This is a genomic window from Streptomyces lushanensis, from assembly GCF_001700515.1.
GTDB classification, from domain to species: Bacteria; Actinomycetota; Actinomycetes; order Streptomycetales; family Streptomycetaceae; genus Streptomyces; species Streptomyces lushanensis.
In genome coordinates this window covers 16,917-42,185 of the sequence record NZ_MAUD01000134.1, presented here as the reverse complement: position 1 = coordinate 42,185, position 25,269 = coordinate 16,917, and the positions used below count along the sequence as shown (strand labels likewise).

Genomic DNA, 25,269 nt, shown 5'->3' with positions numbered 1-25,269 from the left:
TCATTCCGTCCCTGTGCTCGGTCCGTCAGTACGCCGCCGCGGTCGGCTCGTGGCCCGCGGTCCGTCCCTCACCGTCCGGGCCGTCCGCCGTCAACAGGTAACGCACGGCGTCCGTCAGCGCCTGGAGGAAGGCGGACTCGGTGTCCGCGCCCACTCCTACGGTGTCCAGCCGGTCGGGGCCGTCCGTGAAGGAGGCGACGACCCTGGCCGTCGGGCGGCCGTCGGTCCCGCCGACCGGGAGACGGACCCGGTGGCCGACGAGCCGCAGCCGCCGTATCCGGGGAAACCTCGGGTCGAGGGCCTGGTGCAGCGCCCGGTCGAGGGCGTCGACCGTGCTGCCGCCCGTCTCGGCGCCTTCGGCCGCCACACCGTTCACCCGAAGCCGGACCGAGGCGCTGGACCGCTCGCGGCCGGCGCCCGCGGCCTTCGTGCCGGCATGCCAGGAGAGGACGTCGACGGGCGGCGCGGCGCGGTCCGCGGACAGCTCCGCGCGCAGCAGCAGCTCGAAGGACGCGTCGGCGGACTCGAAGCTGTAGCCGCGGTGCTCCAGCTCCTTGACCTTCGTGGCCAGCCGCGCGATCACGTCCTGTGCGGTGGCGACGTCGTAGCCCAGCTCCTGGGCCTTGAGCAGGACCGACGACCGGCCGCCCATGTCGGACACCAGGGTCCGCATCGTGTTGCCGACGTGATGCGGGTCGACGTGCTGGTACAGCTCACTGTCCACCCGCAGCGCGGAGGCGTGCAGGCCGGCCTTGTGGGTGAAGGCGGACCGGCCCACGTACGGGGCGCCCGTGGCGGGCCCGCGTCCCGTGATCTCGGCGATGGAACGGCCCACGGCGGCCAGGGTGCCCAGCCGGCCGGGCGGCAGGGCCGGCACGCCGCGCTTGAGGATCAGGTTCGCCGCGAGGGTGAGGAGATTGGCGTTGCCGCAGCGCTCGCCGTAACCGTGCACGGTGCCCTGGACATGGCGGGCGCCGGAGGCCACCGCCGCCATCGTGTTGGCGACCGCGCATCCGGAGTCGTCATGGCAGTGGATGCCGAGCGGCACACCGGTGCTGCTGAGCGTGTCGGACACCACCGCGCCCACCTCGTCGGGCAGGGAACCGCCGTTGGTGTCGCACAGGACGACGGTCTCTGCACCGGCCTCCGCCGCGGTGCGCACGACCTCCAGGGCGTAGTCACGGTTGGCCCGGTGGCCGTCGAAGAAGTGTTCCGCGTCCAGGAAGACCCTCCGGCCGGTGCGGACCAGATGGCGCACGGTGCCGCCGATGGACGCGAGGTTCTCGGCCAGGGTCGTCCTGAGCACCAGTTCCACATGCCGGGGATCGCTCTTGGCCACGAGCGTCACCACCGGGGTCCCGGCAAGGACCAGTTCCCGCACCTGGGGATCGGTGGCGGCCGAGGTCCCGGGTTTCCGGGTGGCCCCGAACGCCACCAGTTCCGCGTTGTCCAGGCGCAGTTCGGTGGCCGCGCGCCGGAAGAACTCCGTGTCCTTCGGTACGGCTCCCGGCCAGCCGCCCTCGATGAATCCCACCCCCAGGGCGTCGAGGCACCGGGCCACGGCGAGCTTGTCGTCCACCGACAGCACGAGACCCTCCTGCTGCGTCCCGTCCCGCAGGGTCGTGTCGTAGAGCTGGAAGTCCTGTCGTGCCATCTGCCCGTCCTCCGCTGCTGGTTGGGTCCAGTCGCTCCGGCCCGCGACGCGAAAGCGTGCGGCCGGCGGCTCGCGTGCCGCTCAAGAGCGGCTGGTCACGTCCCGAGGCCCACCGTCGGCGGAGGCGGAGGCGGCGCGGGCGGCGCCGGACGACAGCAGCCGCCGGATCTCCGCCCCGGACCAGCCGAGTTCGGCCAGGACCTCACGGGTGTGCTGGCCGGGCACCGGGGGCGGCGCGGGCGGGGACGGCCGGGCACCGTCGTACCGTGGCGCGGCGGCGGGCCGCAGGACCGGCCCGTCCCGCAGAAACGTGCCGCGGGCCCTCATGTGCGGATGGGCGGCGGCCTCCTCGGCGTTCAGCACCGGGGTCACACACGCGTCGGTCCCGTCGAAGGCGGCTGCCCACGCGTCACGGGTACGCCGTAGGAAGCGGTCCGCGAACACCGACCGAAGCGCGTCCCAGTTGGCGCTCCGCCACCGGTCCGGCAACCGGTCCGGATCCAGCTCCAGCCCCTGGACCAGAGCCGTGTAGAACCGGTCCTCAAGGGCTCCCACCGCGACGTACCTCCCGTCCTGGCAGGGGTACACGCAGTAGAACGGCGCACCGCCGTCGAGCAGGTTGGCGCCTCTGGAGGGCCCCCACTCCCCGGCGCCCGACATGCCCAGGAGCATGCTCATGAGCAGTGCCGTGCCGTCCACGACGGCGGCGTCCACCACCCGGCCCCGGCCCGTGCGCCGCTGCTCCAGCACGGCCGCGAGGATGCCGCCGAAGAGCAGCATCCCGCCGCCCGCGAAGTCGCCCAGCAGGTTGACCGGAGGTACCGGAGGACCCCCGGCCGGGCCGATCGCGTCGAGGGCGCCGGTCAGCGCTATGTAGTTGATGTCGTGCCCCGGTGCCCCGGCCAGCGGGCCGTGCTGTCCCCACCCGGTCATACGGGCGTACACCAGCGACGGATTGCGGGCGTGGCACTGCCGCGGCCCGATGCCGAGACGCTCGGCCACTCCGGGACGGAACCCCTCGACGAGGACGTCGCACCGCTGCGCCAGGCGCAGCGCGGCCCGTACCGCGTGCGGATTCTTCAGATCGAGAGCGATCGAGCGGCGCCCCCGGTCCAGCACCCGGTGCCACTGCGCGAAGGGGTGCGCGCCGTCGGCCCGGTCGATCCGGATCACCTCGGCCCCCAGATCGGCCAGCAGCATGCAGGCGAAGGGCGCCGGGCCGATGCCGTTCAGTTCCAGGACGCGCAGCCCGGACAACGGCCCCCCGGTCCCCGCTTCCGCCTCCGCTCCTGGAGGTGAGTGGTCACGGAATGCTGACATGACACGCTCCGTCGATCGGCGACTCGGTCGCGGCCCACACTCCGGCACGCCGGTCAACAGCGGCTCGAACGGGAGCAGTGCCGCCCGCACGGACAGGTCCACCCGAGGTCCAGAGGAGCACAACCGGCGCGGCCCACGCTGACCGTCCGACCGTCGGCGGCTCGTGGCGGCAGGGCGAGCCGCCACTCTCAGCCGACCGCTTCGAAGGGGAGAACCATGCCCGAGCGAACTTTCGCGGACCGTACCGTCGTCGTCACCGGCGCGGGCACGGGCATAGGCCGGGCCACGGCGCTGGCCTTCGCCGAACAGGGCGCCACCACGGTGATCATCTGCGGCCGGCGCAAGGAACGCCTGGAACAGGTCGCGGCCGAGCACCCGGCCGTCGTGCCGGTGGTCGCCGATGTGACGAGCGAGTCCGGCGCGGAGGCACTGGCCGACGAGGTACGGGCCCGGGGTGACGGGCTGGACGTCCTGGTGCACAACGCCGGTGTCTTCCGGTTCACACCGCTCTCCGCGCTCGGGCCGGACACCGTCAGGGAGGTGCTGGACACCAACCTCCTGGGACCGCTGCTCGTCACCGGGCATCTGCTGCCGTACCTGCTCCCGCGGCGCGGAAGCATCGTGCTGGTCTCCAGCCGGGCCGGTCACAACCCCGGGGCGGGGAGCTCGGTGTACGCGGCGAGCAAGGCGGGTGTGCATAGCCTGACCCGCAGCTGGGCGGCGGAGCTCGCGGCACACGGCGTCCGCGTCAACGCGGTCGCCCCCGGTTTCGTGCGCACCGAGGCGTACCGGGCCAACGGCATGACGGAGCAGCAGTCGGAAGGTCTCTTCGACGCCGTCGCCTCCGGCATCCCGCTGGGACGCGTGGCGGACGTCGGCGACATCACGCCGTGGATCACGCGACTGGCCGACCCGGCGGCCTCGTTGGTCACCGGACAGATCCTCACCGTCGACGGCGGCATGGACACCGACGCGGGCGGGAGCGGTCAGGACGGCTGAGAACGGCCGTGCCGCACGCCGGTGTGTCATCTGTGGCCGGTGTGCCGTCCATATCGGACACGACCCGGCCTAAATGGCACCTACCGTCGCTCACGCGGTTTCCACACCACTGTGAGCAGGGAGAAATCCATGACGTTCACGTTCCGTCCGACGGCGGGCGAGAGACCCGGGCCGAAACCGGCGGCCGCCCGGACGCGCCGGTCGGCGATGGCCGTGGTCATGGCCGCGAGTCTGATGGACCTGGTCGACCTCACCATGGTGAACGTCGCTCTTCCGAGCATCAGGGACGACCTCGGCGTCGCCTATGCCACGCTGCCCTGGATCACCGGTGGTTACGCGCTCGCGTTCGCCGTCGTGCTGGTGCCCGGGATCCGGCTGGGCGGCATCCACGGCCGGCGGAGGGTGTTCCTCGTGGGCATCGGCGCCTTCACCGCCGCCTCCGCGGTGGGCGGGCTCGCCCCCGACTCCGGGACGCTGGTGGCCGCCCGGGTGGTGCAGGGCGCGGCTGCGGCGCTCATGGTCCCGCAGGTGCCCTACATCATCGACGCCGTCTCCCCCGCCGGCGGGCGGGGAAGGGCCACGGCCCTGTTCGCCGCGGTGGTCGGGCTGGGCGCGGTGGCCGGTCCGGTGGCGGGCGCCGCTCTCCTGGAGAGCGATCTGTTCGGCCTGGGCTGGCGCGCGCTGCTCCTGGTCGATCTGCCGATCGGACTCGCCGGTCTGGTCCTGGGACGCCTGTGCATCGTGGAGTGCCGGGACCGTCTGACCTCCGCTCCCGACTGGCCGGGGACGGCCGTCGCCGCCACCGGGCTGCTGATGATCCTCTACCCGCTGGGACGCGGGCCGGGAACGGGGTGGTCGCCGTGGGTCCTGCTGTCCATCGCGGGCGGCACGGGTCTGCTGGCCGCCTTCGTGCGCCGCGAACGGGCCAGGAGCCGGCGGCGATTGGGCACGCTGGTGGAGACGTCCCTGTTCGCCATCCGGAGCTACGCCGTCGGCATCGGGATCGAACTCGTCCACGGTGTCCTGGGCGGCATCTTCCTCCTCGCCTGGTGCTTCCACATGCAGGCCGGGCTCGGCTGGTCCCCGTTGCTCGCCGCTCTGTGCATGCTGCTCTTCGGCGCGGCGGTGGCGGTCTTCGCCGGACTGTCGCGCGACGCGCTGTTCCCGAGGTACGGGCGGAGGGTGCTTCAGGCGGGAGCGCTCACGCAGTTGACCGGAGCCCTGGTGTACGGCTGGCAGACGCAGCACTACGGCACGGACATCCGGCCATGGCAGATACTGCCGGCGCTCGTCCTGCTCGGCGGCGGCATGGGACTGACGGTGGCGCCGCTGTCGACGCTGCTGCTGGCGGGGGTGTCCCGTGAGCACGCGCGCGCGGCCGCGGGGCTCGGCAACACGACCTATCAGCTGGGGACCGCGCTGGGCATGAGCCTGGTGCCGATGACCTTCCTGGGGCTGCTGGACTCCGGACATCCGGTCTCCGCGGCCTTCTCCCACACCTTGCGATGGCTGGCCTGTCTCCTCCTGGCGGTCCTCGTGCTCACGTTCGCGCTGCCCGGCCGCGCCCGGCGCCGACCGCCGGGCGGCTCCCGGTCCGGCACGGCGGCGGGCGGCGCGTCCCCGGCCCTCTGAGCCACCGTGCGCGGCAAGAACCCCCTGCCCTCGGAGCACCACGGAAGGAGAACCATGAGCTCGCAGAACGTTCTGGAGATACCGGAGACGGCCCGGGAGGTCCGGCTCACCAAACAGCTGGAGGGGAAGCTGACCCTCGACCACTTCGACGTCGTCGAGACGCCGGTGCCGCAGCCGAACGCGGGAGAGGTGCTCGTCCGCACGGACTACCTGTCCCTGGCGGCGGCCTACGCGGATCTCATGCGGCCCGGCTGCCAGTTGCCGGTTCCGCCGTTCCTGGCGGGCGAACGCCTCGGCGGCGGCGCGCTGGGCACCGTGGTGCGCTCCGCCAGCACGCGACTGGCCGTCGGTGACCTGGTCCAGTCGATGAGCGGCTGGTCGGAGTACTCCGCCGGGCCCGCCGAGACGTACGTCAAACTCGCCACCGGCCTTTTCCCGAGCCCCGTGTACTTCCTCAACCAGGGCCCCACCGCCTACTACGGGATGGCGGACATCGCCCAGGTGGGCGCCGGGGACGTCGTCTTCGTCTCCGGCGCGGCCGGCGGGGTCGGGTCCCTCGCGGGGCAGATCGCCAAGTGCCGGGGCGCCGCCCGGGTGATCGGCAGCGTCGGCAGCAAGGAGAAGGCCGACTACGTGGTCGACGAGCTCGGCTACGACGCCGCCTTCGACTACCACGACGGGCCCGTCGTCGACCGCCTGCGGGAACTCGCGCCCGACGGGATCAACGTGTTCTTCGACAACGTCGGCGGAGAGCAGTTCGAGGCCGCGGTCCGGGCGGCGGCCCCGCACGCCCGCTTCGCCCTGTGCGGGGCGCTGGCCGGCCAGATCGGCGGCGGCCAGGAGGGTCACCCGAGGCTCGATCTCATGCGGGCCATCACCCGGCACCTGGAGATCAGGCCCTTCGCCTGCTACCACACGCCCGAGCAGATCAACGCCTGGTACGAACACTTCGCGCGGTGGTACCGCGAGGGCCGCTTCGTCTTCCCGCACACCACGGTCGAGGGCGGCCTCGCCCACGCCCCCGAGGCGCTGCTCGCGCTGCTGGACGGCCGCTACCGGGGCAACGTCACCATACGGGTCGCGGCCGGCTGAGGGTACGACGACGGTGGCGGGCGCCCTCGGGCACCCGCCACCGTTCCGTCGCCGCCGCCGTGCTCAGGATCCGGCCCGGGTCGCGTGTATCTCCACCGGTACGGTCCTGGTGAGCCGGCCGTCGGCGTCGTAGACCCGGGAGGTCCCCCGGCTGGTGAAGGACCCGCCGCGCTGGCTCGCGTGCTGCTCGATGTCCACCCAGCCGACGCACCGCCCCTGGCCGTCGAGGACCGGTTCGGTGATACGGAACAGAAAGCCGCCCGGTCCGAGCGACGACCAGCTTCCGGCGCCGATCCCGCCCACGGTGAGCAGCGCGTGTCCACAGGCCGTGAAGTGGAACGACCCGGCCGAGTCGCCTCCCGGCCTGCTCACCCGGGCCGTCCAGGTGCCGACCGGGGTCGGAGCGTCACGAGGCGCCGGCGCCGCTGCGGCGGACATCGGCCCGGTTACGCCCGGGGAGCCGGGCCGGCCGGCGTGAACCGCACCGGGAGGTGCTCAAGTCCCCGCAGCTGGAACGTGGGGGGCTTCCACGTGAGGTCCTCGTAGGGCACCGCGAGCGCCAGATCCGGGCACCGCTCCAGCAGCGCCCGCAGGGCGATGGCGCTCTCCATCCGGGCCAGCGGGGCACCGACGCAGTGATGGACGCCGTGTCCGAAGGCCAGGTGCGCGCGCACCTCGCGCAACTCCCGGCCGATGTCGAACCTCTCCGCCTCGGGGAACCGCCCCGAGTCCCGGCCGACGGCGGCCATGCCGATCAGCACCACCTCGCCCGCCGGGATCTCGGTGTCGCCGACGCGCACCGGCTCGGTGGTGTACCGGTACGCGGACACCTCCACCGGTCCGTCGAACCGCAGCACCTCCTCGACGGTGGTCTCCAGCAGCGACCAGTCGGCGCGGAGCGCGGCGAGCTGGCCGGGGTTGCGCAGCAGGGCGAGGGTCCCGCTGGAGATGACGTTGGCCGTGGACTCGTGCCCGCCGACCAGCAGCAGGAACGCCATACCGAGGAGCTCCTCGGGGGACAGCCGGTCTCCGTCGTCCTGCACGGCACGTGCCATCGCGCCGAGGAGATCCTCACCGCCCTCCTTGCGCTTGGTGTCCACCAGAGCGGACAGATAGGCGGTCATCGCCTCCTGCGCGGCGTTTCCCCGTTCGGGTGTCGGCGGCGCCGACAGATCGCTCGACCACTGGTGGAAGTCGCCGCGGTCCCCCTCGGGGACGCCCAGCAGTTCGCAGATGACGGACAGCGGCAGCGGCAGCGCGTAGGACTCCACCAGGTCCGCCTCGCCCGTGCGCAGCAGGGAGTCGAGCAGGTCGTGGGCGATCCGCTCGACACGCGGGCGCATGGACTGCACACGGCGCAGCGTGAACTCCCGTGCGATGAACTTGCGCAGACGGGTGTGGTCCGGGGGGTCGACCTGCATCAGGGTCTTCCCCACGACATTGCGGCCGAGGTTCTCCCAGGCCTTGAGATACCGGATGTCGTTGCTCAGCCGCGGATCGGCGAAGGCGGCCCTCGCCGCCTCGTAGTCGGTGATCAGCCAGCAGTCACGGCCGTCCAGGACGCGGGCCCGGTGAACCGGACCCCGCTCGCGCAGCTCGGCGAAGAGCGGATAGGGGTCGGCGGTGTAACTCGGGTCCGATCCGGTGAGATCGGCGACCAGGCCCTCGGTCATGACAGCTCCAGGGACGTCGGAACGGTGATGGCCACGCAGGCGCGCCGGGCGCCCAGTCCGAGAACGTAGGCGGCGGCACTCGACCCTCGCTCGTGGCCGGCTCACGAGACGCGGGACGGCCTGCGGTCCGTGAACGCCGGGACCGCCTCCGGCCCGTCAACGAGGCGGGAGGAGCCGGGTGATAATGGCCCGCATGCCGTTACTTTCCACACGCGCCCTCAACCGGTCTCTTCTGGAACGCCAGTTGCTGCTCGACCGCGTGGCGTGGCCCGTGACCGCAGTGGTGGAGCGGCTGGTCGCGATGCAGGGGCAGGAGCCCGACGCGCCGTACGTGGGCCTCTGGACGCGGATGACCGGCTTCCGGCACGAGGCGTTGTCGTCGCTGCTGCACGAGCGCCGGGTGGTCCGCGGAGCCCATCTGCGCACCACCCAGCACCTCGCCCTCGCCGAGGACTTCCGCTGGCTGCGTCCGCTGCTCCAGCCCCGCCTCGACCGTGCTCCGATGGCGGGCCTGCGACACGAGATCGAGGGCCTCGACCTGTCCGAACTCGCGGCGGTGGGCCGGCGGGTGCTGGCGGGGCGGACCCTGACCCGGCGGGAGCTGGGGAGCCTGCTCGTGGAGCACTTCCCGGACCGGCGGGCCAACGCCCTCGCCGTGTCCACGCACTTCCTGGTGCCGATGATCCATCCTCCGCCGAGTGGTCTGTGGGGGCGGCGGGGAGCGGTGCCCTGCGTGCTCGCGGAGGACTGGATCGGCCGCCCGCTGGAGGCGGCGCCGCGGATCGGGACGATGGTCATGAGGTATCTGGCGGCGTTCGGTCCGGCCGACGTGAAGGACATCCAGGCCTGGTCGGGACTGACCCGGCTGCGGGAGGTGGTGGACGGACTCCGGCCCCGGCTCCGGGTCCACCGTGACGAGCGGGGCAGGGAACTGTTCGACCTGCCGCAGGCGGACCACGGTGACCCGGACCGCCCGGCGCCGGTGCGTTTCCTGCCGGCCTTCGACAACCTCCTTCTCGGCCACGCCGACCGCGGCAGGGTGATCGCCGACGAGGACCGGAAGCTGGTCTCTCCCGGGCAGGCGATGGTACGGCCCACCTTCCTCGTCGACGGCTTCGTGAGCGGTACCTGGTCCGTCAAGGACCACCGGCTGCTGGTCTCCCCGTTCCGGACCCTGCCGAAGGGCGATCTCGCGGCCGTGACGGAGGAGGCGTGGCGGCTGGCCGAGTTCATCGTCCCGGACGGTGCCGGGCCGGATGTCCGTGTCGGTCCCGGCCCGGAGGCGGCGGCATGACGGGAGCGGCCGGGGCGGTGCCCGGCCGCCCCGGCCCCGCCCCTCTCACCCGGTCCGTGACAGGTGCCGCCGGATGTCGAAGCCGGGGCGGGCGACCTCGTCCGGAGCCGGGCCCGCCGCGCCGTCGGCCAGCAGCCGGCGCGTGATCATGTGGTCGGCCGACCGGTTCACCGACTCGGCCCCCACCAGGCGTCCGTCGCGGAAGCGGAAGACGGTGAACCGCCCCTCGGCCGCAGAGCCGGAGACGACCGCGCGGTCGTGAGGCAGGGTGAGGCCGGCCATCTGCACACGGACGCCGCACTGCTCGGTCCAGAACCAGGGCACGGACGTGTACGGCCGCCGGTTCCCCGTGAGCCCGGCGGCCACGCAACGGGCCTGGTCGGAAGCGTTCTGGACGGACTCCAGCCGTACCGGACGCGCCGCGTGGGGGGTGGGGAAGCGCGCGCAGTCCCCGATGGCGTACACGTTCCGGCCGGAGGTCCGCAGCCACCGGTCCACGACGACTCCGTTCCCCGTCGTCAGGCCGGCCTGCGCCGCCAGCGCGGTGTTCGGCAGGGCACCGATGCCGACCACCACCACGTCCGCGGCGAGGCGTGTGCCGTCGTTGAGCTCGGCGACCTGGACACGGCCCCGCTCGCCGCGCAGGGCGACCAGCTCCCGTTCGAGCAGGACACGGGTTCCCCCGGCCCGGTGCAGGGCCGCGAGGTGGGCGGACAGCGTCCCGCCGACCGAACGGCCCATCAGGCGCGGACCGGCCTCCACGACGGTCACCCGCAGGCCGAGCCCGCGCGCGACGGAGGCCACCTCCAGGCCGATGAAGCCGCCGCCGACCACCAGGAGATCACCGGCCTCGCGCAGCGCGCACCGCAGTTCCTCCGCGTCGGAGAGGCTCCGCAGGGCCACCACACCCTCCAGACCCGCTCCCGGGACGCTGAGCCGGCGGGGGCTGGAGCCGGTGGCCAGGATGAGCGTGCCGTAGCCGATCCACTCTCCCGAGGCGAGTCTCACCCGGTCCGCGTCACGGTCGATCTCGACGACGGGGTCCCCGAGCACCGAGGTGACGTCCTGCCGGGCGAAGAAGCTCTCGGGACGCAGCCACAGCTCGTCGGTCCCGACCCGCCCGGTCAGGAAGCCCTTCGACAACGGCGGCCGGGCGTAGGGAGGTACGGTCTCCGCTCCGACCAGCGTGATGGGCTCGGTGTGGCCGCCCGCCCGCAGCGCCGCCGTCGCCTCCAGGGCGGCCTGGCCCGCCCCGACGACGACGACCGGCCCGGTGTCCATCACGTCTGGGTCGGCGGAAGGTGCACGACCAGCCCGTCGATGTCCTCCGAGACGGGCAGCTGGCAGCTGAGCCGGCTGGTGGGGCGGCGCTCCGAGGCCGTTCCGTACAGCACGTCGTCCTCGGCCTCGTGCATCTCGGGGAGCGGCAGCCTGTTGCCCTCGTCGATGTAGACGTGACACGTTCCGCACTGGGCCGACCCGCCGCACTGGGCCACGATGCCCTCGACGTTGTTCAGCTTCGCGCCGCGCATGACCGTGTTGGGAGCCGCCACCTCGACGACCGTCTCCGTGCCGTCCGGATGCTTGTACGTGATCTTGGCCATGATGCCTCCTCGTGGCAGCCCGCGTGACCGGTTGCGCGGGTCACTGTGACGGCCGGCGCTGGGAACGAGGTCGAGAAGGCCTCGAAGCCGCCCGGCTCGACCTGGCCGCTACCCGCCGTCGACGGCCGGGCGCGAGGGTGGGCGCATGAGTACCCAGCCGCCGCGGGCCGCCGTGGCAGAACGGTCCGGACGACGGCGCGACGGCCTGGTCCTGGCCGTCTGCTGTCTCGCCCAGTTCATGATCGTGGTCGACGCGTCGATCGTGAACGTCGCGCTGCCCACCCTCGCCTCCGACCTCGGGTTCCGGCAGGAGACGCTCCAGTGGGTCACCAACGCCTACGCCGTCGTGGTCTGCGGCTTCCTGCTGCTCGGCGGGCGGCTGGCCGACCTGTACGGACGGCGCCGGGTCTTCCTCTGCGGGGCCGTCGTGTTCACGCTGGCCAGCAGTGTCGGCGGAGCGGCCACCGACCCGGCGGCCCTGGTGGTCGCCCGTGCCTTCCAGGGGCTGGGCGCCGCCGCCATGGCACCGGCCACGCTCACCGTCCTGAGCGTCACCTTCACCGAGCCCGCCGCGCGCGCCAGGGCCTTCGGGGCGTGGAGCGCGGTGGGCGGATCGGCCGGCACGGTGGGGGTGCTCATCGGCGGGATCATCACCCAGTGGCTGTCGTGGCGCTGGACCCTCCTGGTCAACCTGCCCGTCGGCGCGCTGCTGGTCGTCGCGATCGGATGGCTGCTGCCACCGGACGAGCGGCCGCCTCGGCGCCGGCCACTGGACCTGGCCGGTGCCGTGACCGCCACGGCCGGTCTGATGGCCGCGGTGTACGGGATCGCCGCCTCGCACACGCACGGCTGGACGTCCCTCCGGGTGATGGGCGCGCTGGCGGCGGGGGCCGTGCTGCTGTCGCTCTTCCTCGTCGTCCAGCGCTGGTTCGCGGCCTCGCCCCTGGTCCCCCTCGACGTGTTCCGCAACCGCGCGCTGGCATCGGCCAACCTGGTCGCCTTCTTCGGCGTCGCGGCGTTGTTCAGCACCTTCTACATCTTCACCCTGCTGCTGCAACAGGTGCTCGGATACAGCCCGCTGAGGACAGGGCTCGCCTATCTGCCCCTGTCCGCGGGGATCGCCTTCGCGGGCTGGCGCGCGTCCACCGTGATACCCGTGACCGGGACGAGGCCGGTGATGCTGGGCGGTCTCGGGACGGCCTGCGCCGCGCTGCTGTGGATGTCGCGGGCCGGGGCGGACGCCACGTACGCCGCCGATCTGCTGGGACCGTCGCTGCTGCTCGGGCTCGGCATGGGCGTGGTGCTCAACGCCACCTCGACGGCGGCCACCTCCGGCCTCCCGCGCGAGCGCGCGGGCCTGGCCTCCGGACTGCTGAACACCACACGCCAGCTCGGCACCGCGATCGGGCTGGTGGCCCTGGCCACCCTCGCCGCCTCCCGCGCCGGTGGGGCGACCGGTGGCGAGGCGGCCCCCGGAGTGCTGGCGGCCGGCTACGGGGACGCCCTCGTCGGCGCGGCGGGCTTCGCCGCCCTCGGCCTCCTGGCGGCACTCGCCGTACCGGCGCGCACCGGCCGTTCCCCGCACTGACCGCGGCCGGCGGCTCCCGGCCGCGGTCCGACGCTCTTCCAGGGTGCTTCGAGGCGCATCCGTGACCCTGGACACATCCTGATCCGAACGGAGGCATGAGGTGGCAACCAACTGGCCCGGCACCGACGCGGCGCTCGTTCCGCCGGAGTTCCCCGTCCAGCGACCGCGCTGGTCGGCGGAGCCCTTCGCCGACCGGGAAGGCTTTCCCGGCACCGAGTACGCGACCCTCGAAGTGCCCCGCGACTACACGGATCCCTCCGGGGAACGCGTCACGCTCGCCCTCAGCCGGCTCCCCGCCGCCGAACCCGCACGGCGCCGCGGCATCCTGCTCGCCGTCAACGGCGGTCCCGGCGGCGACGGTGGTCTCGGCACGGCCCTGCCGGAGCGGTTCGCCGAGACCGAACTGCACCAGGTCTACGACCTGATCGGCTTCGATCCGCGGGGCACCGGCGCGTCGACGCGCCTGTACGCCGAGGTCTCCGCGCCTACCGCGCCGTTCGACTCGCGCCCCCCGGACTCGGTGTTCCCGCAGCTCGCGGAGGACATGCGGCAGCGGGAACTGGCCTGCGACCGGGCCGGCGGCGACCTGCGCCGTCACATCAGCACCCGCAACACCGCCCGGGACATGGACATGATCCGCCGCACGCTCGGTGAGACACACCTCAACTTCGTCGGCTACGCCTACGGCGCCTACGTCGGAGCCGTCTACGGCAGCATGTTCCCGGCGCACCTGGACCGCAGCGTGCTCGATTCCTGCGTCGGCCCCCACTGGACCTGGCGCGAACAGTTCCTGTGGCAGGGCGACGCGGTCCACCGCAATGTCAGCCAGTGGGCCCGGTGGACCGGACAGCGTGACACGGTCTTCGGCCTGGGCCGGGGAGACGGCCAGGTGCTCACGGCCGTCGAGCGGGCCGCCGGCCTGCTGGAGCGCCTGCCCGGTGGCGTCCGGCTGCGCACGCTCCTCGACGGAGCGGTGGGAACCCGTTCCGCCGACCGCGGGCGCTGGGCGGAGCTCGCCGAGGTCGTCGGCGCGGTGCTGGCCGCCGCGGCGCCCGGCGGCGCGGGCCCACGGGCCTGTGAGGAACTGCTGTCGGAGCAGAGCACCTGGCGGCCCGCGGACAGTGAGGGCACCAGGCGCATCGGCGTGCTGGAGGCCATCACCCTCGAACACGAGTGGCCCTCCGATCTGGAGGTCTACTACAACGACATGCGCGACTTCCGCAAGCGGTTCCCCTACGGCTACGGGGTGCTGCGGGCGCAGCCCTGGGTCGGGGCGTTCCGTACGTTCCAGCCGGCCGAGCCGCCGACGCCCCTGCGCCGGGAGGGCTATCCGGCGGGTCTGGTCGTCCAGGCCGACGGCGACCCGATGGACCACTACGCGGGCGGTGTCGCCATGGCGCGGCTGCTCGGCCACAGGACCCTGACGGTGGAGGACTCCGGAGAGCACGAGATCTATGTGCTCGGCCGCAATCCGCACGTCGACGCCGTCGTGCACCGCTATCTGGTGGACGGTCTGCTGCCCGCGCGGGACACCTCCTGCCGGGGGGTGTCGCCCCGGCCCGGCGTCCCGGCCGACACCGTCTGAACCGTCCGACGGCTCCGTCCCGAGGTCTGCCCCGGGGCGGAGCCGTCCGCATGACGCGGGAGTTCACCAGAGTTCACCAGGTGACCGGAAGCTCCCACAGGCTGTAGATGACCGCGCCCTCCTTACGGGGGATGCTGTTGAAGGGCTTGGCGAGCCTCAGGGTCGGGATGCGGTGGAAGAGCTTGCTCCACACGATCTGCAGCTCCAGACGCGCCAGGTCCGCGCCGATGCAGTGGTGCACCCCGTGGCCGAAGCCGAGGTGCTTGCGGCTGCCCCGGGTGATGTCGAGCCGGTCGGGGTCGGGGAAGACCTCCGGGTCCCGGTTGGCGGCCAGCCCCAGGCAGAGGATCCCGTCGCCCTTGCGGATCAGCCTGCCCCCGACCTCGATGTCGTCGAGGGCGACCCGGGGGACGGCCGTGTCCCCGATGGTGGAGAACCTGATGAGCTCCTCGACGGCGGGATCCACCAGCGAGGGATCGGCGCGGAGCAGTTCCAGCTGGTCGGGGTGCTCCAGCAGGCAGGCGGTGCCCAGCGAGATCTGGCTCGCGGTGGTCTCGTGCCCGCCGTTCATCAGCAACCGGACCATGTTGAACAGGTCCCGGTCGGTGTACTCCTCGCCCGACGCCTCGTAGTCCGCCATGGCGCGGCTGAGCAGGTCGTCCCCGGGCTCGCGGCGCTTGGCCCGGATCAGGTCGCTGATGTAGGCGTTGACCTCCAGGATCGCCGCCTGCCGTTCCGCGGTGCTGCTGTGCCCGCCCAGCAGGGCGGTTCCGTGCTTGATGAAGAAGTCGTGCCGGTCCTGCGGGATGCCGAGCAGTTCGCAGATGACGGTCATCGGGACGGCCAGCGAGAAGACGCGGTGCATGTCCACCGGCGGCGAGAGCGACAGCATGGTGTCGAGGTGCGCGTCGACTATCTCCTCGATACGCGGTCGCAGCCGCTGCACCTGACGGTGGGTGAAGGTGAGCGCGGCCTTGCGGCGGGTGCGTACGTGTTCCTCGCCGTCGTAACCGATGAAGGACGTCTCGGTGCGGTACTCCGGCGGGGCGATGAAGTAGAAGGGGAAGTTCGCGTGCTTGCGCGAGGCACTGACCCGCGGATCCGTGAGCAGCCCCCGGATGGTGTCGTATCCGGTGACCGCCCATATCCGCAGGCCCGATCCCCGCAACTCGACCTGCGAGACGTCCTGTTCGATCATCGCGCCGTACTCGGGCGGCGCGCTGAAGGGGCACTTGCGGTGATACGGAAAGGTCTTGTCCTCCGGCGCGGTGCCGGCCTCGGGCTCGCTCGAAGTCGTCGTCACGGGTCTGTCCCTCCTGATGGCATGGCGTCAACGCAGGGTGCGGAAGAATGCGCGGAGTTCCTCGATGAGGGCGTCGGGTTGTTCGAGGGCCGGGAAGTGACCACCGGCGGGATGGTCCGTCCAGCGGCGCAGATCCGTGAACCTGTGCTCGATCCACGGCCGCGGCATCCGGCCGTCCTTCGGGAAGTTGGAGACCGCGGTCGGCACATGGACCGGGGCGAGGGCCAGTCTGTTCTGGCTCTCCCAGTAGACGCGGGCCGAGGACGCCGCGGTCGAGCGGAACCAGCCGACCGAGACCGCGTCCAGCAGCCGGTCCCTGGGGATGACCTTCTCCAGGTCCCCGTCGTGGTCGCTCCAGGCCCAGTACTTCTCGGCCATCCAGGCCAGCTGCCCCACCGGCGAGTCGGTGAGCGCGTATCCGACGGTCTGCGGCCGGGTGCTCTGGAGCACCGAATAGCCGCCCTCCTGTTCCTGGAACCGCTTCATGGCGGCCAGCCCGGCGAGGTCCCGGTCGTCCAGCGCGACCTGTTCCCCGGGCGGGCGTGCGAACGGCATCGTCAGATGGATGCCGGCCAGGCCGCCGGAGCCGGTCTCCGCCATCGCCGCGGTGACGAACGACCCCCAGTCCACGCCGTGCGCCCCGAACCGGTCGTAGCCGAGCCGGGCCGGCAGGGCCGCCCAGGCCGCCGCGATCCGCTCCACCGGCCAGCCGTCGCCGGACGGCTTGCCGCTGAATCCGTATCCGGGCAGCGACGGGCAGACCACGTGGAAGGCGTCCGCCGGGTCCGGCGGATCGGTGAGCGGGCCGATGATGTCCAGGAACTCGACCACCGACCCGGGCCAGCCGTGGCTGATCAGCAGCGGAAGGGCCCCCGGATGCGGCGAGCGGGCGTGCAGGAAGTGGATGTCCAGCCCGTCGATCTCGGTGCGGAACTGGGGAACGGCGTTCAGCCGGGCCTCGGACGCCCGCCAGTCGTACCCCTCCGCCCAGTAGGCGGCCAGGTCCTTGGCGTACGTCAGTGGCATGCCCTGGGACCAGTCGTCCACCGTCTCGGCCTCCGGCCAGCGGGTGCTCGCCAGCCGGCGCCGCAGATCGGCGATCTCCGCGTCGGGGACGCGCACCTGGTAGGGGATGGGGGGCGGGCTCATACAGGCTCCTTTCCGGATTCCCGGGACGTCCCGGGCGACCGGGCACCAAGGTCGCGCGCCGCTGTCGAACGGGGCTCGAGTCCGCGTGCAGCGGCGCCCCCGGTACGGCACCGGCGCGTCACCGCCGCCGGCTCTCCCCGCCGGGGACCGGGGCCGCGGGGGCGGACGCCGGCCGTACCGTGTCCCACAGGTCCCTCATGGACGCGTCGACGTCGTAGCGCGGCTGCCAGCCGAGCAGCCGCCTGGCGCGGGAGCTGTCGACCTGGATCCAGTCGGCTCCCGCGCTGCGGCCCGCCACGTCGCCCTGCCGGTCACGGACGGTCCCCGGCGGCAGCCCCGTCGCTCTGACCAGCGCGTCGATCAGTTCACGGATGTGCGTGGCCTCGCCCCGGCCGATGTTCAGCAGCGGCTCGGCCGTGCCGCTCCCGGCCGCCAGGACGACGGCGGCCGAGGCGTCTCTGACGTCGACGTAGTCCCGCCGGGCGTCGGCGACGGTCAACTCGACGCCCACGGTCGCCCCCTCGTCCCGCAACCGGGCGGCGAGCGAGCCGAAGAGGCTCTCCGGGGCCGGATGGGGGCCGATGGTGTTCGTCACCCGCAGCACGACCCCGTCCAGCCGCCCGGCACGGACCGCCTCCAGCACCATGCGCGAGGCGGTGAGCTTCGCCCGCGCGTACAGCGTCTGCGGCCGGGGCACCACGTCCTCGTCGATCAGCGTGCCGTGCGGCACCGGGCCGTACTCGTGGATGGTGCCCAGATGGACCAGGCGTGGCGGGTCGCTCATGGCGCGCAGGGCGGCGAGCAGCCGCTCCACCAGCCTCACGTTGACGTGGCCCATCTCGTGCTCGGTGCGGCCCCAGCCCAGTGTCGCGTTGACGACCGTGCCGACCCGCTCCGCGGCCAGCACGGCGGCGAGTTCCCCGGCCGTGCACGCGGCGGCGTCCAGCGGCAGGAACCGGTGGGCGCCGACGCCGGGGGTACGGCGGCGGGCGACGGCCACGACACGAGCGCCCCGTTCCGCGAACGCGGCGCAGATGTGGCGGCCCATGCAGCCGGTACCGCCGAGGACCGCCACGGCACCGGCCGCTCCGGGCGTGTTCACTCCGGACCGTCGGCGCGGTCCGCCGACACGGCGCCGGCGGTCGGCCGGCCCTTCTCAAGAGCCAGGCAGTCGGTGTACCGCGGCAGCCCGCCCGCGGCCTCGGCCTGGGCCAGACCGGGTGCCACCTTGTCCCGCCCGGAGATGACGAACTCCATGTCCTGCGGCCACGGCAGGCCCAGCGAGCCGTCGAACGGGTCGATGGCCTGCTCCAGTTCGGCCCGGTACGCGGAGCTGACGAGATAGGACATCACGGTGTCGTCCTCCAGCGCGAGAAAGGCGTGCCCGACCCCGACCGGGAAGTACGCCGCCCGGAAGGTACGCGGGTCCATGTGGACGACGTCCCACCGGCCGAAGGTCGGCGAGCCGACCCGGATGTCCACCACGACGTCCATCGCCCGTCCCCGTGCGCAGTAGACGTACTTGGCCTGCCCCGGCGGAGTGGTCGTGAAGTGGATGCCGCGCAGCACCCCCCGCGCCGATCTGCTGTGGTTGGTCTGGGCCACCGTGAGGCCGTGGCCGACCGCGGCCACGAAAGCGGAGTGCTGGAGAGGGGACACGAATGTTCCGCGTTCGTCGGAGTACACCTCGGGGGTGAACTCGAAGGCGCCGGCCACGGCGAGCGCGCGGGTGCGCATGCGGGTCACCGCCCTTCGACGACGCTGAGGGCAGGGAGCGGGAAGACCAGCTTTCCCCCGCCGGCGAGGAAGTCCCGCTCCCGCTCGACGAACCCGTCGCGGTAGATCCACGGGAGGACCAGCAACTGGTCGGGCCCGAACTTCTTCGCCTCGGCCTCGGAGACGATCGGTATCCCGGTGCCGGGAGTGAAGCAGCCGGCCTTCTCCTCGTTGGGCTCACCGACGCACAGGAGGTCGTCCCGGCTCAGCCCGCAGTACTGGAGGATCACGTTTCCCTTGGTCGAGGCGCCGTAGCCGACGGTCAGCATCCCCGCCTTGCGGGAGTCGGCGATGAACTCCCTGAGCGCGTCGCGGGACCGCTCGGTCCGTTCCGCGAACCGGAGGAACGGAGCCGGGCCGTCCAGGCCGAGCGCGGACTCCCGGGCACGGATGGCGGCGAGCCCCGCCTCGTCCACCCGATGACGGGTGGGAGTCCTGGCGAGGGTGACGTCCAGACTGCCGCCGTACACGTCGGTCAGTTCCGCCCTGATGACCGTCAGTCCCACCTGCTCGGCCATCCACTCGATCTGCCGCAGGCTGTAGTACGCCAGGTGCTCATGGCAGACGACGTCGTAGGCGGTGGCCTCCAGCATCGACGGCAGATAGCTCTGCTCGGTCACCCACACCCCGTCGTCGGCCAGGATGTCGCGGATGTCCCGCATGAAGTCCAGGGGCCGCGGCAGGTCGTAGAACATCGCGATCGAGGTGACGGCCCTGGCCCGGCGCGAGCCGAACCGCTCGGTGAACGCGTCCTTGGAGAAGAAGGCGGTGACCAGCTCCGCGTGCGGCGGGTACAGATGACGGAACTTGCCGCCGACCGGGTCCACGCCCACCAGGGTCGGGCCGTCGGCCGGGTACTGCCGCAGCAGGGTGGAGTCGTTGCTGCCGATGTCCACCACCAGATCGCCGGGGCCGGGGTCGACCAGCCTCACGACGGCGTCCACCTTGCCCTTCAGGTGCCGGACCATGAAGGGGCGGATGCCCGAGCGGTAGCCGTAACCGTCCCCGTACATCAGGCCGAAGTCGGCGACGTGCCGCAGTTGCACGAGGCCGCATCCGTCCGGTGCGCACTGGACGAGTTCGAGCGGGACGACGGGGACGGTCTCCTCGCGCGACCGGGGAAAGACACCCGTCAGGGCCTGTGGACCGAGGTCAAGCACGGGCAGCAGCGTGCGGTTGCCGCAGACACGGCAGCGATCGATGACCACTCGTCCTCCTAGTGGTGAAAGCGCCTTCTCTTCCCGGTCGGCTCCGCGGAAGCCGCTGAGCCGAGACGGTGCCATGCGCGCCTTGAGGATTCGTCGACTCGCTCCCTCGCGGTACGCCGACGGCGGCCGGGCGGGCCGAGGGCCGTACGACCGGGTCTCCAGATCCCGCTCCTACGGTGAGCGCCATGGGAAGGCGACGGCTCCCTCTGGAGAGGAACCCGGCATGAGTGAACTGACGGAAACGGCGCTGGTCGACGCTTCCGCGGCGAGGACCTACCGGGCCGGGCCGAGCGGCGGCCCCGCGGCCGGTACCGCCGTTCTCCGGCCGCGCGCGGACGCCACGTTGCCCGCGCGGTTCCGGCGTTCGGCCGAGGCCACCGGATCCGGCGCCGGGATGTCCACGGCGGACTTCGCCGGCTGGCTGGCCGAGCGCAGCGCCGCCCACCCGTTCCGGGTGAGCGGCATTCCCTTCGACGAGCTGAAGGGCTGGTCCTTCGACCGGACCACGGGAAACCTGGCCCACGACAGCGGGCGCTTCTTCACCGTGCACGGGTTACGGGTGCGCGCGGGGGAGGGGGCCGCGGCCCGGGAGTGGCAGCAGCCGATCATCAACCAGCCGGAGGTCGGCATCCTCGGCATCCTGGCCAAGGAGTTCGACGGCGTGCTGCACTTCCTGATGCAGGCGAAGATGGAGCCGGGCAATCCGCGGCTGGTCCAGCTCTCGCCGACCGTCCAGGCCACGCGCAGCAACTACACGAAGGCGCACGGGGGCTCGGCCGTCAAGTACCTCTCGTACTTCACGGGCCTGCGGCCGGCCCGTGTCCTCGTCGACGTCCTCCAGTCCGAGCACGGGTCGTGGTTCCTGCACAAGGCCAACCGGAACGTCATCGTCGAGACCCGCGAGGACGTGCCGCCTGACCCGGACTTCCGCTGGCTGACCCTGGGCCAGCTCGGCGAACTGCTGCTGCGGGACAACGTGGTGAACATGGACGCGCGGACGGTGCTGGCGTGCGCGCCGAACCTGCGGGCCGAGCCGGAGGCGCTGTTCTCCGACACCGAGCTGCTGTCCTGGGTCACCACGGAGAAGGCCGGGCACCAGGTGCGTGCCGAGCCGCTGCCGCTCGCCGGGACGGACGGGTGGGTGCGGACCGAGTCGGCCATCCGCCGCCCGGACGACCGGTTCTTCCGGGTGGTGGCCGTCCGGGCGGAGGCGGCGAACCGCGAGGTGTCCGGCTGGACGCAGCCGTTGTTCGAGCCCGTCGCGACCGGCGTGACGGCCTTCCTGGCGGGCCGCTTCGGCGGGGTGCCCCATCTGCTGGTCCATGCCCGGGCCGAGGCCGGCTTCCTGGAGTCCGCGGAGCTGGGACCCACCGTGCAGTGTGTTCCCGACAACTACACGGGAGACGCGCGGCACACCGTCCCGCGCTTCCTCGACACGGTCCTGCGCGCCGGGCCCGCGGACATCCGCTACGACGTGCTGCACTCGGAGGAGGGCGGCCGGTTCCTCAACGCGGTCAGCCGCCATCTCATCGTGGACGTCGACGTCGCCGGTCTGTCGGTCCCGCCCCCGGGATACCGCTGGGTCACCCCGGGGCAGCTGAACTGGCTCGTACGGCACAGCCGTTATGTGAACGTGCAGGCCCGCTCGCTGCTCTCGGCCCTCAACAGCGGGGCGGTGAAGCTGTGACGGAACCGCTTCGCATCGGAGTCATGGGGTGCGCCGACATCGCCCGGCGCAGGATGCTGCCCGCGATGGCCCGGGCGCCGCGTACCGAGGTCGTCGCGGTGGCGAGCCGTGACCCCGCGCGCGCCCGGGAATTCGCCGGCGCCCACGGCTGCCGTGCGGTGCACGGGTACGAGGCGCTGCTCAAGGACGAGGAGGTCGAGGCCGTGTACGTGCCGCTGCCGGCGGCCCTGCACGCCGAGTGGACCGAGGCGGCGCTGCTCGCGGGCAAGCACGTGCTGGTGGAGAAGCCCCTGGCGCTGTGCCGGGAGTCGGCCGGGAGGCTGGTCGAGCTGGCCAGGGACCGGAGCCTGGCCCTGATGGAGAACGTCATGTTCGTTCACCACGGCCGGCATGCCGTCGTGCGGAAACTCCTCGCGGACGGAGCCATCGGTGAACTGCGCGGCTTCGAGGCGCACTTCACGGTGCCCCGGCGCGCCGAGGACGACATCCGCCGTCAGCCCGAACTGGGCGGCGGAGCCCTGTGGGACACGGGTGTGTATCCGCTGCGAGCCGCCCGGTACTTCCTGGGACCGGGACTCCAGGTCGTCGGCGCCTCCCTGGTGCGGGGCGCGGAACACCGGGTCGACTCGTCCGGGTCGGCGTTGCTCGTCGCCTCCGACGGTACCGGCGCGCATGTCTCCTTCGGCCTGGATCACGCCTATCGCAGCGTGTACGCCCTGTGGGGGACGGGCGGCAGCATCACGGTGGGCCATGCCTTCACACCCCCGGCCGACCTGTGGACGCATATCCGGCTGAACGACGGATCGGGCCCCAGGGACCTCCGTCATCCTCCCGAGGATCAGGCGTACAACACCGTGATGACGTTCGCGGCGGCGGCGCGTGCCGGGGGCACGGCCGACGGTGTGTGCCCGGAACAGGCCCGGCTGCTCGACGACGTGCGCGCGGCGGCGTCCCGTACCTGATTCCGCGGAGCACCGCGGGACCGGCCGGTCCGTCCGGCCGGTACGGCTTCGGGCCGGTGGACGGGTCCCGGCGCTCGACCGGGTTCCGCCCATCGGCCCGTGGTCCTCAGTGCGCGGGCTCGGAGACGTCGTCGGACGCCGGCTCCGGCTCGCTCGCCTTCGGGTCCGGCCTCAGCGAGGGCAGCGCGAACATGAGGAGGAAGGCGAGCACCATGCCGCCGATCACCCACCACAGTGTGTTCGCGAATCCGTCGACGAAGGCGGCGCCGCTGGCCTGGTCCGCCTTCGTGGCGTCGTCGACGACGGTGAAATAGGCCACCGAGGCCAGCCCGAGACCGATCGCCATGCCCATCTGGTTCACGGTGTTGGTCAGCCCGGAGGCGGATCCGGCGTGCTGGAACGGCACGTTGGACAGGACCGCGCTCATCAGAGGTGCCATGATCATGCCAAGAGCCCAGCCCGCCACGATCAGGACCGGCGCCAGTTCCCAGGTCGTCGCGCTGGTTCCCTTGCTGTCGGCGACCCAGTAGTAGCCGAGCAGCCCGACGATCATCAGCAGGGCACCGGCCTGGAGCACGGCGCGCCCGTACTTCGGCATCAGCTTCCGCATCGCGACGTTGGTCGACAGCGCCATCGTGGCGCCGAACAGCAGGCTCGTGAGAGCGGCGTGGATCGCGCTCCAGCCGAGCCCGATCTGCATGTACAGGGCGCCGGTGAGCGAGAAGAGCCCGAACGTGGTGCCGAAGGTGAGCTGGACGGCGATGCCGGCCGCGAAGCTCTTGATCTTGAAGAGCGACAACTCGACGAGCGGTGTGCGCTCGGCACGGATCCTGGCCCGCTGATGCAGCACGAAGACGACGAAGGCGGGAATGCTCGCGGCCATCGCCGCGAAGCTCCAGACCGGCCAGTCCGCCTCCCTGCCCTGGGTGAGCGGGTAGACCAGCAGCAGCAGGCTCAGCGACGCCAGGGCGACACCGACGAGATCGAGGCGGACCGCGTGGGGCGCCTTCGATTCGGTGAGGTAGTAGTGGCCCAGGATCAGGCCGGCCACACCGATGGGGAGGTTGATGAGGAAGATCGGCCGCCAGGCGAGACCGAACAGGTCCCACTCGACGAGCAGCGCGCCGATGACCGGTCCGGACACCGCGCCGATGCCGCTGATCGCGCCGAACAGCCCGTAGACCCGGCCGCTCTCCTCGGGGCTGAACGTCACATGGATGATCGACAGCACCTGCGGCACCATCATGGCGGCCATGAGGCCCTGGAGGATGCGCGCGACGATCAGCATCTCGGGGTCCGTCGCCAGACCGGAGAGGGCGGAGGCCACGGTGAAGCCCAGCACGGAGAGCTGGAAGACCCGCTTGCGGCCCCAGATGTCGCCGAGCCGTCCGCCGGTGATCAGACCCACGGCGAACGCCAGGGTGTAGCCGCCCGTGATCCACTGGATCGCGCTGTACGAGGCGCCGATGTCCCGCTGGATGGTGGGGATCGCGACGTTGACGATGGTCGCGTCGACCAGGTCGAGCAGGGACGCGGTCAGCACCACCGCCAGCGCGATCCATCGGCGCCGGTCCTCGGCGGAGGCCGGCGGGGCCTCCTGTGCAGGTTTCATGGTCCTCGCTCCTGACGTTCTAGAGGGTTCGGGGTGTTGTCCGCGGATGCCCAGACGCTAGACCTCATATAGGTCAGGAGACGTCCGTGTTGGTCCGGCCCGCCGGGGGCCCGGCGGAGCCCTCGACCGACTGACTGGCCCTGGCCCCCAGGTCCCGCATGTAGGCCACCAGAGCAGGCGGTTCGTGCACGTCAAAGGGGCATCCGATACTCACCAGCCGAAACGCCAGCCACCCGAGGGAGTCCGCCTGCGTGCGCAGCCGGCAGCTGTGTTCGGACAGTTCCTCGAGCTCGTCGCCGGTGCCCACGAGGCGGTCCTCGACCTCGCTCGCCGGGGCGTGCAGGGTGGCCACGGCCCGGTGGAGGGGCGCGAGTTCCGAGAGCTGACGGGTGACGTACGCGGCGGCGTCCTCGACCGGCAGGGACCGGAACGGCGCGCGTACGCCCGTCGGCCGCGGACCCCGGATGCGGTCGACACGGAACGTCCGCCAGTCCTCGCGTTCGTTGTCGTACGCCACGAGGTACCAGCGGCGGCCGGTCGGCACCAGCCGGTGCGGTTCCACGAGCCGCTCGGCCTCCTGCGGCCCGCCCTGCTCCGGCCCGGGTCTGCCGTACGCCGACCGGTAGGCGAACCGCAGTTGCTCCCGGCCGGCGACGGCCGCCGCCAGCACGGTCAGATGCTCGACGGCGACCCCGGGCGCGTAACCCGGCAGCGGTACGGTCGCGGCGCCCAGGGCGCTCACCCGGTGCCGCAGACGCGACGGCAGGACCTGTTCCAGTTTCGCCAGCGCCCGCACGGCGGCCTCCTCGATGCCGTCCACCGCGTGGGCCGCCGTGCGCAGCCCGACGGTGATGGCGACCGCCTCGTCGTCGTCCAGCAGGAGCGGGGGCATCGCCGCCCCCGCGACCAGCCGGTAGCCGCCCACGGCGCCCCGCGTGCCGTGCACGGGATACCCGAGGTCGCGCAGGCGGTCTATGTCCCGGCGGATGGTGCGGGGACTGACGTCCAGCCGTTCGGCGAGTTCGCTCCCGGGCCACTCGCGCGGGGTCTGCAACAGGGACAGCAACTTCAGTAATCGCGCTGAGGTCTCGCTCATGGTGTCCAGGATCCCAGCTGTGCGCGGGTGGGCCC

Annotated in this window: 21 protein-coding genes; 8 read left to right on the top strand and 13 right to left on the bottom strand. The window is 72.3% G+C overall.

Going from position 1 to position 25,269, the window contains the following annotated elements:
* Positions 1-25: 25 nt before the first annotated feature.
* Together cimA and BFF77_RS12760 are read right to left on the bottom strand one after the other, a co-directional pair.
* Complete coding sequence (cimA, locus tag BFF77_RS12765) at positions 26-1,654, bottom strand: citramalate synthase (RefSeq protein ID WP_066947962.1); 1,629 nt, start codon at positions 1,652-1,654, stop codon at positions 26-28.
* A gap of 81 nt (positions 1,655-1,735) precedes the next feature.
* Positions 1,736-2,974, bottom strand: coding sequence for a CaiB/BaiF CoA transferase family protein (locus BFF77_RS12760; protein ID WP_066947959.1), 1,239 nt, complete (start codon positions 2,972-2,974; stop codon positions 1,736-1,738).
* Positions 2,975-3,190: 216 nt separating this feature from the next.
* Here BFF77_RS12760 and BFF77_RS12755 point away from each other — a divergent pair, with 216 nt between their 5' ends.
* The 3 genes from BFF77_RS12755 to BFF77_RS12745 all read left to right on the top strand — a co-directional run bounded on the left by BFF77_RS12755 (position 3,191) and on the right by BFF77_RS12745 (position 6,697).
* Positions 3,191-3,973 (top strand): SDR family NAD(P)-dependent oxidoreductase, encoded by a 783-nt coding sequence (locus BFF77_RS12755; protein WP_066947957.1) that lies wholly within the window; start codon positions 3,191-3,193, stop codon positions 3,971-3,973.
* Positions 3,974-4,102: 129 nt separating this feature from the next.
* On the top strand, positions 4,103-5,605 hold the full coding sequence (locus BFF77_RS12750; RefSeq protein WP_066947954.1) for an MFS transporter: 1,503 nt from the start codon (positions 4,103-4,105) through the stop codon (positions 5,603-5,605).
* A 54-nt stretch (positions 5,606-5,659) separates the two neighbouring features.
* Positions 5,660-6,697 (top strand): MDR family NADP-dependent oxidoreductase, encoded by a 1,038-nt coding sequence (locus BFF77_RS12745; protein ID WP_066947951.1) that lies wholly within the window; start codon positions 5,660-5,662, stop codon positions 6,695-6,697.
* Between the two features lie 63 nt (positions 6,698-6,760).
* Here BFF77_RS12745 and BFF77_RS12740 read toward each other — a convergent pair whose 3' ends face one another.
* Together BFF77_RS12740 and BFF77_RS12735 are read right to left on the bottom strand one after the other, a co-directional pair.
* Positions 6,761-7,069, bottom strand: coding sequence for a hypothetical protein (locus BFF77_RS12740; protein ID WP_066947948.1), 309 nt, complete (start codon positions 7,067-7,069; stop codon positions 6,761-6,763).
* Between the two features lie 74 nt (positions 7,070-7,143).
* Complete coding sequence (locus BFF77_RS12735; RefSeq protein WP_066947946.1) at positions 7,144-8,370, bottom strand: cytochrome P450 family protein; 1,227 nt, start codon at positions 8,368-8,370, stop codon at positions 7,144-7,146.
* Positions 8,371-8,563: 193 nt separating this feature from the next.
* On the opposite strand from BFF77_RS12735, the gene BFF77_RS12730 reads away from it, so the two are divergent.
* Entirely contained in the window at positions 8,564-9,664 is a 1,101-nt protein-coding gene (locus tag BFF77_RS12730; RefSeq protein ID WP_066948008.1) for a winged helix DNA-binding domain-containing protein, read from the top strand.
* Between the two features lie 45 nt (positions 9,665-9,709).
* Here the strand turns inward: BFF77_RS12730 and BFF77_RS12725 are convergent, their stop codons facing one another.
* Both BFF77_RS12725 and BFF77_RS12720 read right to left on the bottom strand, forming a co-directional pair.
* On the bottom strand, positions 9,710-10,945 hold the full coding sequence (locus BFF77_RS12725; RefSeq protein ID WP_066947943.1) for an NAD(P)/FAD-dependent oxidoreductase: 1,236 nt from the start codon (positions 10,943-10,945) through the stop codon (positions 9,710-9,712).
* On the bottom strand, positions 10,945-11,268 hold the full coding sequence (locus tag BFF77_RS12720) for a 2Fe-2S iron-sulfur cluster-binding protein (RefSeq protein WP_066947940.1): 324 nt from the start codon (positions 11,266-11,268) through the stop codon (positions 10,945-10,947). Before BFF77_RS12720 ends, BFF77_RS12725 begins: the two co-directional genes overlap by 1 nt.
* A 145-nt stretch (positions 11,269-11,413) precedes the next feature.
* On the opposite strand from BFF77_RS12720, the gene BFF77_RS12715 reads away from it, so the two are divergent.
* A complete protein-coding gene (locus tag BFF77_RS12715) occupies positions 11,414-12,856 on the top strand; it encodes an MFS transporter (protein WP_066947938.1) in 1,443 nt (480 codons plus the stop codon).
* 100 nt (positions 12,857-12,956) lie between these two features.
* Positions 12,957-14,441 (top strand): alpha/beta fold hydrolase, encoded by a 1,485-nt coding sequence (locus BFF77_RS12710; protein ID WP_066947935.1) that lies wholly within the window; start codon positions 12,957-12,959, stop codon positions 14,439-14,441.
* 73 nt (positions 14,442-14,514) lie between these two features.
* On the opposite strand, the gene BFF77_RS12705 is transcribed toward BFF77_RS12710, so the two are convergent.
* The 5 genes from BFF77_RS12705 to BFF77_RS12685 form a co-directional block, all read right to left on the bottom strand.
* Positions 14,515-15,744 carry a cytochrome P450 gene (locus BFF77_RS12705; protein WP_066947933.1) on the bottom strand — a complete coding sequence of 410 codons (1,230 nt, stop codon included), beginning with the start codon at positions 15,742-15,744 and terminating at the stop codon, positions 14,515-14,517.
* A gap of 27 nt (positions 15,745-15,771) precedes the next feature.
* On the bottom strand, positions 15,772-16,893 hold the full coding sequence (locus tag BFF77_RS12700; RefSeq protein WP_066947930.1) for an epoxide hydrolase family protein: 1,122 nt from the start codon (positions 16,891-16,893) through the stop codon (positions 15,772-15,774).
* A gap of 118 nt (positions 16,894-17,011) precedes the next feature.
* Positions 17,012-17,995, bottom strand: a complete 984-nt coding sequence (locus tag BFF77_RS12695) for an NAD-dependent epimerase/dehydratase family protein (RefSeq protein ID WP_211280214.1) — start codon at positions 17,993-17,995, stop codon at positions 17,012-17,014.
* Entirely contained in the window at positions 17,992-18,630 is a 639-nt protein-coding gene (locus BFF77_RS12690; protein WP_066947927.1) for a dTDP-4-dehydrorhamnose 3,5-epimerase family protein, read from the bottom strand. Before BFF77_RS12690 ends, BFF77_RS12695 begins: the two co-directional genes overlap by 4 nt.
* 5 nt (positions 18,631-18,635) lie before the next feature.
* Positions 18,636-19,877, bottom strand: a complete 1,242-nt coding sequence (locus BFF77_RS12685) for a class I SAM-dependent methyltransferase (RefSeq protein WP_066947925.1) — start codon at positions 19,875-19,877, stop codon at positions 18,636-18,638.
* Positions 19,878-20,100: 223 nt separating this feature from the next.
* On the opposite strand from BFF77_RS12685, the gene BFF77_RS12680 reads away from it, so the two are divergent.
* Both BFF77_RS12680 and BFF77_RS12675 read left to right on the top strand, forming a co-directional pair.
* The gene (locus tag BFF77_RS12680; RefSeq protein WP_079125096.1) at positions 20,101-21,564 is read left to right on the top strand and encodes an NDP-hexose 2,3-dehydratase family protein; all 1,464 of its coding nucleotides are present in this window, start codon (positions 20,101-20,103) and stop codon (positions 21,562-21,564) included.
* The gene (locus BFF77_RS12675; RefSeq protein ID WP_245703379.1) at positions 21,561-22,526 is read left to right on the top strand and encodes a Gfo/Idh/MocA family protein; all 966 of its coding nucleotides are present in this window, start codon (positions 21,561-21,563) and stop codon (positions 22,524-22,526) included. The genes BFF77_RS12680 and BFF77_RS12675 overlap by 4 nt, the downstream gene beginning before the upstream one ends.
* Positions 22,527-22,632: 106 nt before the next feature.
* Here the strand turns inward: BFF77_RS12675 and BFF77_RS12670 are convergent, their stop codons facing one another.
* A complete protein-coding gene (locus BFF77_RS12670) occupies positions 22,633-24,138 on the bottom strand; it encodes an MFS transporter (RefSeq protein WP_066947922.1) in 1,506 nt (501 codons plus the stop codon).
* Positions 24,139-24,211: 73 nt separating this feature from the next.
* Positions 24,212-25,234, bottom strand: coding sequence for a helix-turn-helix transcriptional regulator (locus tag BFF77_RS12665; RefSeq protein ID WP_066947920.1), 1,023 nt, complete (start codon positions 25,232-25,234; stop codon positions 24,212-24,214).
* Between the last annotated feature and the right edge of the window lie 35 nt (positions 25,235-25,269).

Excerpts from the sequence above, each read along its gene's own strand:
- cimA (WP_066947962.1), bottom strand. The coding sequence starts at position 1,654 with ATGGCACGACAGGACTTCCAGCTCTACGACACGACCCTGCGGGACGGG.
- BFF77_RS12760 (WP_066947959.1), bottom strand. The coding sequence starts at position 2,974 with ATGTCAGCATTCCGTGACCACTCACCTCCAGGAGCGGAGGCGGAAGCG.
- BFF77_RS12755 (WP_066947957.1), top strand. The coding sequence starts at position 3,191 with ATGCCCGAGCGAACTTTCGCGGACCGTACCGTCGTCGTCACCGGCGCG.
- BFF77_RS12750 (WP_066947954.1), top strand. The coding sequence starts at position 4,103 with ATGACGTTCACGTTCCGTCCGACGGCGGGCGAGAGACCCGGGCCGAAA.
- BFF77_RS12745 (WP_066947951.1), top strand. The coding sequence starts at position 5,660 with ATGAGCTCGCAGAACGTTCTGGAGATACCGGAGACGGCCCGGGAGGTC.
- BFF77_RS12735 (WP_066947946.1), bottom strand. The coding sequence starts at position 8,370 with ATGACCGAGGGCCTGGTCGCCGATCTCACCGGATCGGACCCGAGTTAC.
- BFF77_RS12730 (WP_066948008.1), top strand. The coding sequence starts at position 8,564 with ATGCCGTTACTTTCCACACGCGCCCTCAACCGGTCTCTTCTGGAACGC.
- BFF77_RS12725 (WP_066947943.1), bottom strand. The coding sequence starts at position 10,945 with ATGGACACCGGGCCGGTCGTCGTCGTCGGGGCGGGCCAGGCCGCCCTG.
- BFF77_RS12720 (WP_066947940.1), bottom strand. The coding sequence starts at position 11,268 with ATGGCCAAGATCACGTACAAGCATCCGGACGGCACGGAGACGGTCGTC.
- BFF77_RS12715 (WP_066947938.1), top strand. The coding sequence starts at position 11,414 with ATGAGTACCCAGCCGCCGCGGGCCGCCGTGGCAGAACGGTCCGGACGA.
- BFF77_RS12700 (WP_066947930.1), bottom strand. The coding sequence starts at position 16,893 with ATGAGCCCGCCCCCCATCCCCTACCAGGTGCGCGTCCCCGACGCGGAG.
- BFF77_RS12690 (WP_066947927.1), bottom strand. The coding sequence starts at position 18,630 with ATGCGCACCCGCGCGCTCGCCGTGGCCGGCGCCTTCGAGTTCACCCCC.
- BFF77_RS12680 (WP_079125096.1), top strand. The coding sequence starts at position 20,101 with ATGAGTGAACTGACGGAAACGGCGCTGGTCGACGCTTCCGCGGCGAGG.
- BFF77_RS12670 (WP_066947922.1), bottom strand. The coding sequence starts at position 24,138 with ATGAAACCTGCACAGGAGGCCCCGCCGGCCTCCGCCGAGGACCGGCGC.
- BFF77_RS12665 (WP_066947920.1), bottom strand. The coding sequence starts at position 25,234 with ATGAGCGAGACCTCAGCGCGATTACTGAAGTTGCTGTCCCTGTTGCAG.